Origin of the sequence: Methylocapsa palsarum (assembly GCF_900114285.1) — a bacterium.
Taxonomy (GTDB): Bacteria; Pseudomonadota; Alphaproteobacteria; order Rhizobiales; family Beijerinckiaceae; genus Methylocapsa; species Methylocapsa palsarum.
Window position 1 is genome coordinate 23,959 of sequence record NZ_FOSN01000023.1, and the last position, 6,260, is coordinate 30,218.

Genomic DNA, 6,260 nt, shown 5'->3' on the forward strand with positions numbered 1-6,260 from the left:
ACTGTTCTTTCCTGTTGAGGATTGCTGAACAGTCCCTGCGCCTCGCATCCCGGAGCAGGCTGCAAGGGCGCGCAGCGGGACGGACGAGACCAGCGCAGCGGCTTGGCCGGTCGCACCCTTGTTGCGGCGCACGGCGATGCGATAGCGGCTTGTTTCTCTATTTTGATTATTTCAGTTCGGCTGCTTCGGAATCGCTCGGCGAACACAGATGGCAGTCTGGGCAGCGGGTGTCGCAGACGGTTTCGCTTTCGCCCCATCAGTGGCGGACTCAGGCAGGGCAGTCGCGGGTGTTGCGGAAGCGCGCTGCGGCCTCGGCCCTTTCCTGGGTTCGCTGTTTCAGGACGTCGTTCCAGTCGCCGTCCTCAATCGGCGGCCGCAGGCGGGCGAAGCCGACGCCGGCCTTGGTCGCGAGCGCCTCATGCTGGGCGGCGAACCGCTCACCTGCCGCGTTCGCGTCTACCGCGCTGCACAGAATCGGGTTGGGAACCCGCGCCATTTCGGCGAGCACACGTTCGAGCGCGGCGATCGTGCCCGGCCCCATCCCGCCGCCGGTCGCGGCGTAGAGCGTTTCGTGTTCAACGCGCTCGAGCGCCGCAAGGCTCAACGCGTCGATCGGCGCCTCGGCGAGAACGAGGCGGGAAAATCGGGATGCGTTGGGGCCGAACCGAAACAGCGTCTTGGCGCCGCCGGTCAGCGCGCCCTTATAAGTCGGGCCGCGGACGTCGACGTGAGTGACGACGCCGTCCGCCGCCCGATGCGCGAACCAGGCGCTGGCGTAAGGCCCCTCTCGGAGAACGTCTGCCCTTGTGGCGGCTTCGAGGATGGCCGGCCGCAGGCGGCGCTCGTTCGCAAGATAGAGCGAGACCGCCGATCCGCGTCGCAGATGCGGCCGCCGCGCATATCGCTCTGCGACCCGCTCCGCGTCGCCGTTGGACTCATGGCGCCGCTCGGCAAAAGGGAAGGCCGGGCTCAGCCCGGCGAAGGCGCGCAGGACCATGCGAACCTCGCCGAAGGTGAGCGATGGGCCGAAGCGCTGCACGAGATCGAAAACGTCGCCTTTGGCGTCGCTCATCGGATCCCACCAGCCGCGTCCGCCATGATTGACGATCAGAATCTCACCATTGCCGCGCCGGTATTTGAGGCAGGCTTTGGTGCTCTCCTGTCGATCGAGACGCCAGGGGGGCGGCGTTCGCTCTAAGACGACGGCGCAATGAATTTTTTTGCGTAGTGTTTCAATTTCGGAAGCGGAACGGTTCATGCCGGGAACTCCCTTGCGTTGGCGCGGGAGCGGGTCTGACCGGTGTTTCCCTTTGTCCCTGCGCTGATCTTCGCGGCGAACCGCGAGGCGGCGGGGCCGCAAGGGCGCGCGAACGCGCGGGAGCCCGCGACGAACCCTTGGCGGCGCGGCCGGTGCTAGCGGTAGCCATCTCAATCCTCTCTTTCGTTTCTCCTTTCCTGGTTGAGGGTGAGCGGCGCGAACGGGAAATCACCCGGCGTTCCGCTTTTTACAGCGCCGGCCGGACGACATTTCGGCGTGCTGGCGAGGCCGTTCCGAGGACCGGATCATCTTCAACAAGCAGAATGCGGTTTGTGTCGCGTTGCCGAGTTTCGTGCGAATTTAGCGCTCCCGCCGGCGGACGGGACGCAAAAATCGCCGAGTCGTTCAGGCGGGGCGTCATTTCAGCGTGTTTATTCGCGTGTCGGGGTTTGGCAAAGGGAGGATTTGGCGGAAAAATGCATTGCAAGCAGCGACGCTCATTCTCGTCGCCTGCTTCGGTCCGAAGCCCGTCGCCGCAAAACGAGGGTGTCAGGCGTCGCTCGCCGACTGGCAACCGCGCGAGGCGCTCGAAAAGAAGCTCGCGGCCGAAGGCTGGACCGTGAGTTCGACCCGATTGGACGATGGCTGCTATAAGGCGAGGGCGACCAACGACCGTGGTGAGCGCCTCCACGCCATACGACCCGGCAAGCATTGAGCGGCATCGGCGACAGCGCGAGGAAGACGACGCTTGAATGAAGTTCGCCTAGCTTCATCGATCTGAAATACGACCCTGATCATAATGAGCTCAATCGCGGAAGAGAAGGTCGAAACTGTCGCTTCATCCACTAAGTGCAAGGGAGTTCCTCGTGGCAAAACCCATTTCTGCCGCTTTCCTTTCCGTCGTTTGTCTTCATCTATTTAATGCGTCTCATACCTTGGCTGGAGAGGATCTGTTGGCGAAGGCGAGGCAGTCGTTCGAGCCGATCCCGACAGCCCCAGCGGATTTGCCTGGCAATCCGACGACGCCAGCTAAGCTCGAGCTTGGCAAAATGCTCTTCTTCGACCCCCGACTGTCCAAAAGCCATGCCATCAGCTGCAGCTCTTGTCATAATCTGGGGCTCGGCGGAGCTGACGCCGAACCGACGTCTATCGGCCATCACTGGCAACACGGTGGGCGAAACGCGCCGACGGTTTTGAACGCGGTATTCAACAAGGCGCAGTTCTGGGACGGCCGAGCCAAGGATCTCGAAGAGCAGGCTGGCGGCCCGATGTTTAATCCGGTCGAGATGGCGTCGCCGGAGGCGCATGTCGCCGAGCAGCTCAAGGGCATCCCGGGTTATGGCGCGGTCTTCGCCAAAGCGTTCCCAGGCGACGCAGATCCAATCACGATGGCCAATGTTCAGAAGGCTATCGCCGTGTTTGAAGCCACGCTGATTACGCCCAATGCGCCGTTTGATCGGTTTCTAAAAGGCGGAGCCGACGAACTTTCGGCACCGCAAAAAGAGGGATTGGCGCTGTTCATGGATAAAGGATGCTCAACCTGCCACAATGGCGTCAACGTCGGAGGCGGCATGTATGCCCCGTTCGGAGTGGTTGAGAAGCCAGGCGCCGAATTCCTGCCGCGGTCCGACAAGGGCCGCTTCATGGTCACCAAGACGCCGAGCGACAAATATGTTTTCAAGGTTCCGACACTGCGTAACATCGCCTTGACAGCGCCCTATTTTCACACCGGCAAAGCCTGGGATCTCCGTCAGGCGGTGGCGGTCATGGGAACAAGTCAGCTCGGCGTCGGGTTGAGCGAAGATGAGGTGAATAAGATCACAGACTTCCTCAACAGCTTGACCGGCGACCAGCCGGTTGTGACCTATCCCATCTTGCCGCCGAGCGGCGCGGCCACGCCGCAACCGGAACCGTGAGGGCAGGCGGTAGCTTTATGCAGCTCGTTGCCCATCTCACGAGAGGCGCGATCTTTCTATGACTGGACTACGCTTGGGGAAGCGGTCGCAATCAAGGTGATCGCGGAAATTATCATGCGGGGATGAGCGACGTCATTTTCCTCGGGCAGAATGCGGATTCGGGAAAATTGAGCCGCATGACTATCAGAATGTCAGGCTTTGTATCCAAGTAGACCTGTCAAAGACGGCCAGTTTTCTTTAGAGGCCGGGTCACGCGTCGAGGCTGGTTCGCGCCGCAAAGGCGGTCTAAAGGTCGATCTCGAAAATTGAACGACCAGAGAGACCAATGGCCCATCTCGATCCTTTGATTCTCCGCCTAGGTGTCGCTCTGGGCATCGGCCTCCTGATCGGGACGGAGCGCGAGCGCCGGAAAGGGGAGGGGGAGGACCGCGCGCCAGCGGGTCTTCGCACCTTTGCGCTTGCATCCCTCAGCGGCGCGATTGGTTTCGTCACCGGCGGCGTGCCTCTCCTTTCGGTCCTGATCATCGGCGTTTTCGGCTTGACCGCACTGGCCTATTGGCAGGCGCGTGATGAGGATCCCGGCCTCACGACGGAAATAGCCCTCAGCGCCACGACAGTCCTCGGCGGCCTCGCAATGACGCAACCGGGGCTCGCGGCCGGCGTCGCCGTCGCGGTGACAGTCTTATTGAACGCGCGATCGGCGCTCCATGGATTTGTACGCTCCGGTCTGAGCGAAGGCGAAGTCCGGGACGCGCTGATCTTCGCGGCCGCAACGCTGATTGTTCTACCGCTCCTTCCGGATAAGGCGTTGGGGCCTTTTGGCGCGCTCAATCCACACGCAATCTGGATCATCGCAATCCTCGTGATGGGAATAGGCGCCGTTGGCCACGTTGCGGTCCGCCTTCTTGGCGCCCGTTATGGACTTCCGATCTCCGGCCTTGCATCAGGTTTTGTCTCCAGCGCCGCGACCATCGGCGCCATGGGCGCGCGCGCGCTCAAGGAGCAACAGAGCCTTGCGGCGGCCGCGGCTGGCGCGGTTCTGTCAACCGTCGCGACCATCATCCAGATGGCCCTTGTTCTCGCCGCGACCAACATGGCGACCCTGTACGCGCTTCGGCTTCCGCTTGCCTGCGCGGGCTTCACTGCAGTCGCCTACGGAGCGATATTCGCGATGCTGGCGTTGCAGAACCCATCGGCTGAGGTGAATGAACGCGGCCAAGCCTTCAGCGTCAAGACTGCGCTGTTATTTGTCGCCGTGCTCAGCGCGATTCTGCTCGCCTCCAGAGCCTTGGACCAATGGTTTGGCGCGGCCGGCGTCGTCGCGGCGGCGGCGGTCGCCGGCTTCGTCGATACTCATTCTGCGGCGATCTCGGTCGCAACCCTGGTTGGCGCAGGCAAATTGACCGCGGGGAAGTCCGCGCTTCCCATCTTGCTTGCGCTCACGTCCAACACCGCCACCAAGGTCTTGCTGGCCGCCACTTCGGGGGGATTTGCGTTCGCGTGTCGTGTTATTCCTGGCTTGGTGCTGGTGATCCTTGCCGCTTGGGCCGGTTGGGCGATACGCCCCGCGTAATCGGCACAGAGGAAGCCAAGGCGGAAGCATAACGTCTGAAAACTTCACTGGAATCCAGTTCTCCGCTTTCTACCTCGTAAAGCCACCTGGCGGTGTTGCGCGCCAGCAGGATTTGTCCGCGATTCGATAACACGCCGCGCATCCGCCCGTCGCGCGCCAGCACGGGGATGAAGTTGAGACGGCCGAGATGTTTATCATCATCAAGATGGTCGAGGTCTTTGAGCCATATCCCGGCGGCCGCCGGGCCGTTAAATAAATCTTCGAGTGTTGGTTATCCTCCCGTCCGGCAGGGCGGCCGGCTTCGTGAATGTCTCCAGGTCTCGATCGAGCCCGCTATCAAACTATATTTGGTGAAACGTTCTTGACGGCGCGCCTCCCTCGGCTGTCGTCGAGCCGCCGCGGATGTTGATCCGTCGCGGATTCTGCTATCATTGGACGAGTGTTTTCATGACCGCCTCGAATCACCTGCGTGAAAAACTGACTTTCCGCGCCTGCGGGTAATCGCAATAAAAGGAAAAGGTCCACGATGTTTCGGTCCAGATACGCCCTCGCCGCCTTGCTGTCCGCTCTATCATTCTCGGGCGCCGCCGCGGCCGACGCCAAGCGAGGCGCCACCATTGCTAAGCGCTGGTGCGCTGCCTGCCATGTCGTAACGAGCGACCAGAAAAGCGGCAGCGCTGACGTGCCGTCGTTCGCCGACATTGCGCGTCGCAGCGTCGACGCCAAGGCTCTGGCGGCCTTCCTCATGGATCCGCATCCAAGAATGCCTGACATGCACCTCAGCCGCACGGAAATAGACGCCATCGTCACCTATATCCGCAGCCTCAACCCCAAGACTCCACCGCCGGTGCGGGACGGCAAAGATGTCAAACTGCAGGAAAAAGGGTAGTGTAGTGTCTCACGCAAAGGTTGACAATTAGCTGGTCTCCTGCAGCTGTGGCATGTTCAGCGCCGCTCTGCCGCGATTAACTTTTTGAATTATGTCGCTGACGGATTTCGGCCAAACGCAGGGCTTGAGGTTGGCATTGTTGCGCTCAATGTAGTCGCGGATCGTTCGTTCGAGTTCCTCCACGGTTTTGAAAGCGCCGCGCCGAATGAGCTGCGTTGTGATCAGTCCAAACCAGCGCTCGACAAGATTCAGCCACGATGACGATGTCGGAATAAAATGGAAGTGAAAGCGCGGGCGCTTGGCAAGCCAGTCTTTAACTCCCTGTTTTTTGTGGGTCGCATAGTTGTCCGCAACGCAATGGATATCCAGATGCTTCGGCGTGGCGCGATCGATAAACTTGAGAAACTTCAGAAATTCCTGATGACGATACTGTGGCATGTATTGGCAGATGTCCTCGCCCTTCAGCACATCGAGTGCGGCTGTCCGGCGTCAGCGCCCATGGGACAAATCGGGGTATTTTCTGAAGGGAGATTTCTGGTTCATCTTAGCCCATTCAGGAGCGCAGATGAGACAGAAATCCGTGCCGGCGAAAGCCCCGGCAGAACAGCTTGTGAAAGATATTCG

Annotated in this window: 7 protein-coding genes; 5 read left to right on the top strand and 2 right to left on the bottom strand. The window is 60.9% G+C overall.

Annotated elements, in window-relative coordinates:
- Positions 1-268: 268 nt before the first annotated feature.
- Positions 269-1,258 carry a DUF3991 and TOPRIM domain-containing protein gene (locus BM177_RS17270; RefSeq protein WP_091686144.1) on the bottom strand — a complete coding sequence of 330 codons (990 nt, stop codon included), beginning with the start codon at positions 1,256-1,258 and terminating at the stop codon, positions 269-271.
- A 481-nt stretch (positions 1,259-1,739) separates the two neighbouring features.
- Between BM177_RS17270 and BM177_RS17275 the strand changes: the two genes are divergently transcribed.
- The 4 genes from BM177_RS17275 to BM177_RS17290 all read left to right on the top strand — a co-directional run bounded on the left by BM177_RS17275 (position 1,740) and on the right by BM177_RS17290 (position 5,636).
- On the top strand, positions 1,740-1,973 hold the full coding sequence (locus tag BM177_RS17275; protein WP_244532405.1) for a PepSY domain-containing protein: 234 nt from the start codon (positions 1,740-1,742) through the stop codon (positions 1,971-1,973).
- Positions 1,974-2,124: 151 nt separating this feature from the next.
- Entirely contained in the window at positions 2,125-3,174 is a 1,050-nt protein-coding gene (locus tag BM177_RS17280; protein WP_244532406.1) for a cytochrome-c peroxidase, read from the top strand.
- Positions 3,175-3,499: 325 nt separating this feature from the next.
- On the top strand, positions 3,500-4,747 hold the full coding sequence (locus BM177_RS17285) for an MgtC/SapB family protein (protein ID WP_091686146.1): 1,248 nt from the start codon (positions 3,500-3,502) through the stop codon (positions 4,745-4,747).
- Positions 4,748-5,273: 526 nt separating this feature from the next.
- Positions 5,274-5,636 (top strand): c-type cytochrome, encoded by a 363-nt coding sequence (locus BM177_RS17290; protein ID WP_091686148.1) that lies wholly within the window; start codon positions 5,274-5,276, stop codon positions 5,634-5,636.
- A 27-nt stretch (positions 5,637-5,663) separates the two neighbouring features.
- On the opposite strand, the gene BM177_RS17295 is transcribed toward BM177_RS17290, so the two are convergent.
- Entirely contained in the window at positions 5,664-6,074 is a 411-nt protein-coding gene (locus BM177_RS17295) for a transposase (RefSeq protein ID WP_244532407.1), read from the bottom strand.
- On the opposite strand from BM177_RS17295, the gene BM177_RS20390 reads away from it, so the two are divergent.
- Positions 6,073-6,260: hypothetical protein (locus BM177_RS20390; RefSeq protein ID WP_210185930.1), on the top strand; the 188-nt coding region annotated here is incomplete at its 3' end. The genes BM177_RS17295 and BM177_RS20390 overlap by 2 nt on opposite strands.

Bases quoted from the DNA above. Each gene is read 5' to 3' on its own strand.
- BM177_RS17270 (WP_091686144.1), bottom strand. From the start codon at position 1,258: ATGAACCGTTCCGCTTCCGAAATTGAAACACTACGCAAAAAAATTCAT.
- BM177_RS17285 (WP_091686146.1), top strand. From the start codon at position 3,500: ATGGCCCATCTCGATCCTTTGATTCTCCGCCTAGGTGTCGCTCTGGGC.
- BM177_RS17290 (WP_091686148.1), top strand. From the start codon at position 5,274: ATGTTTCGGTCCAGATACGCCCTCGCCGCCTTGCTGTCCGCTCTATCA.
- BM177_RS17295 (WP_244532407.1), bottom strand. From the start codon at position 6,074: ATGCCACAGTATCGTCATCAGGAATTTCTGAAGTTTCTCAAGTTTATC.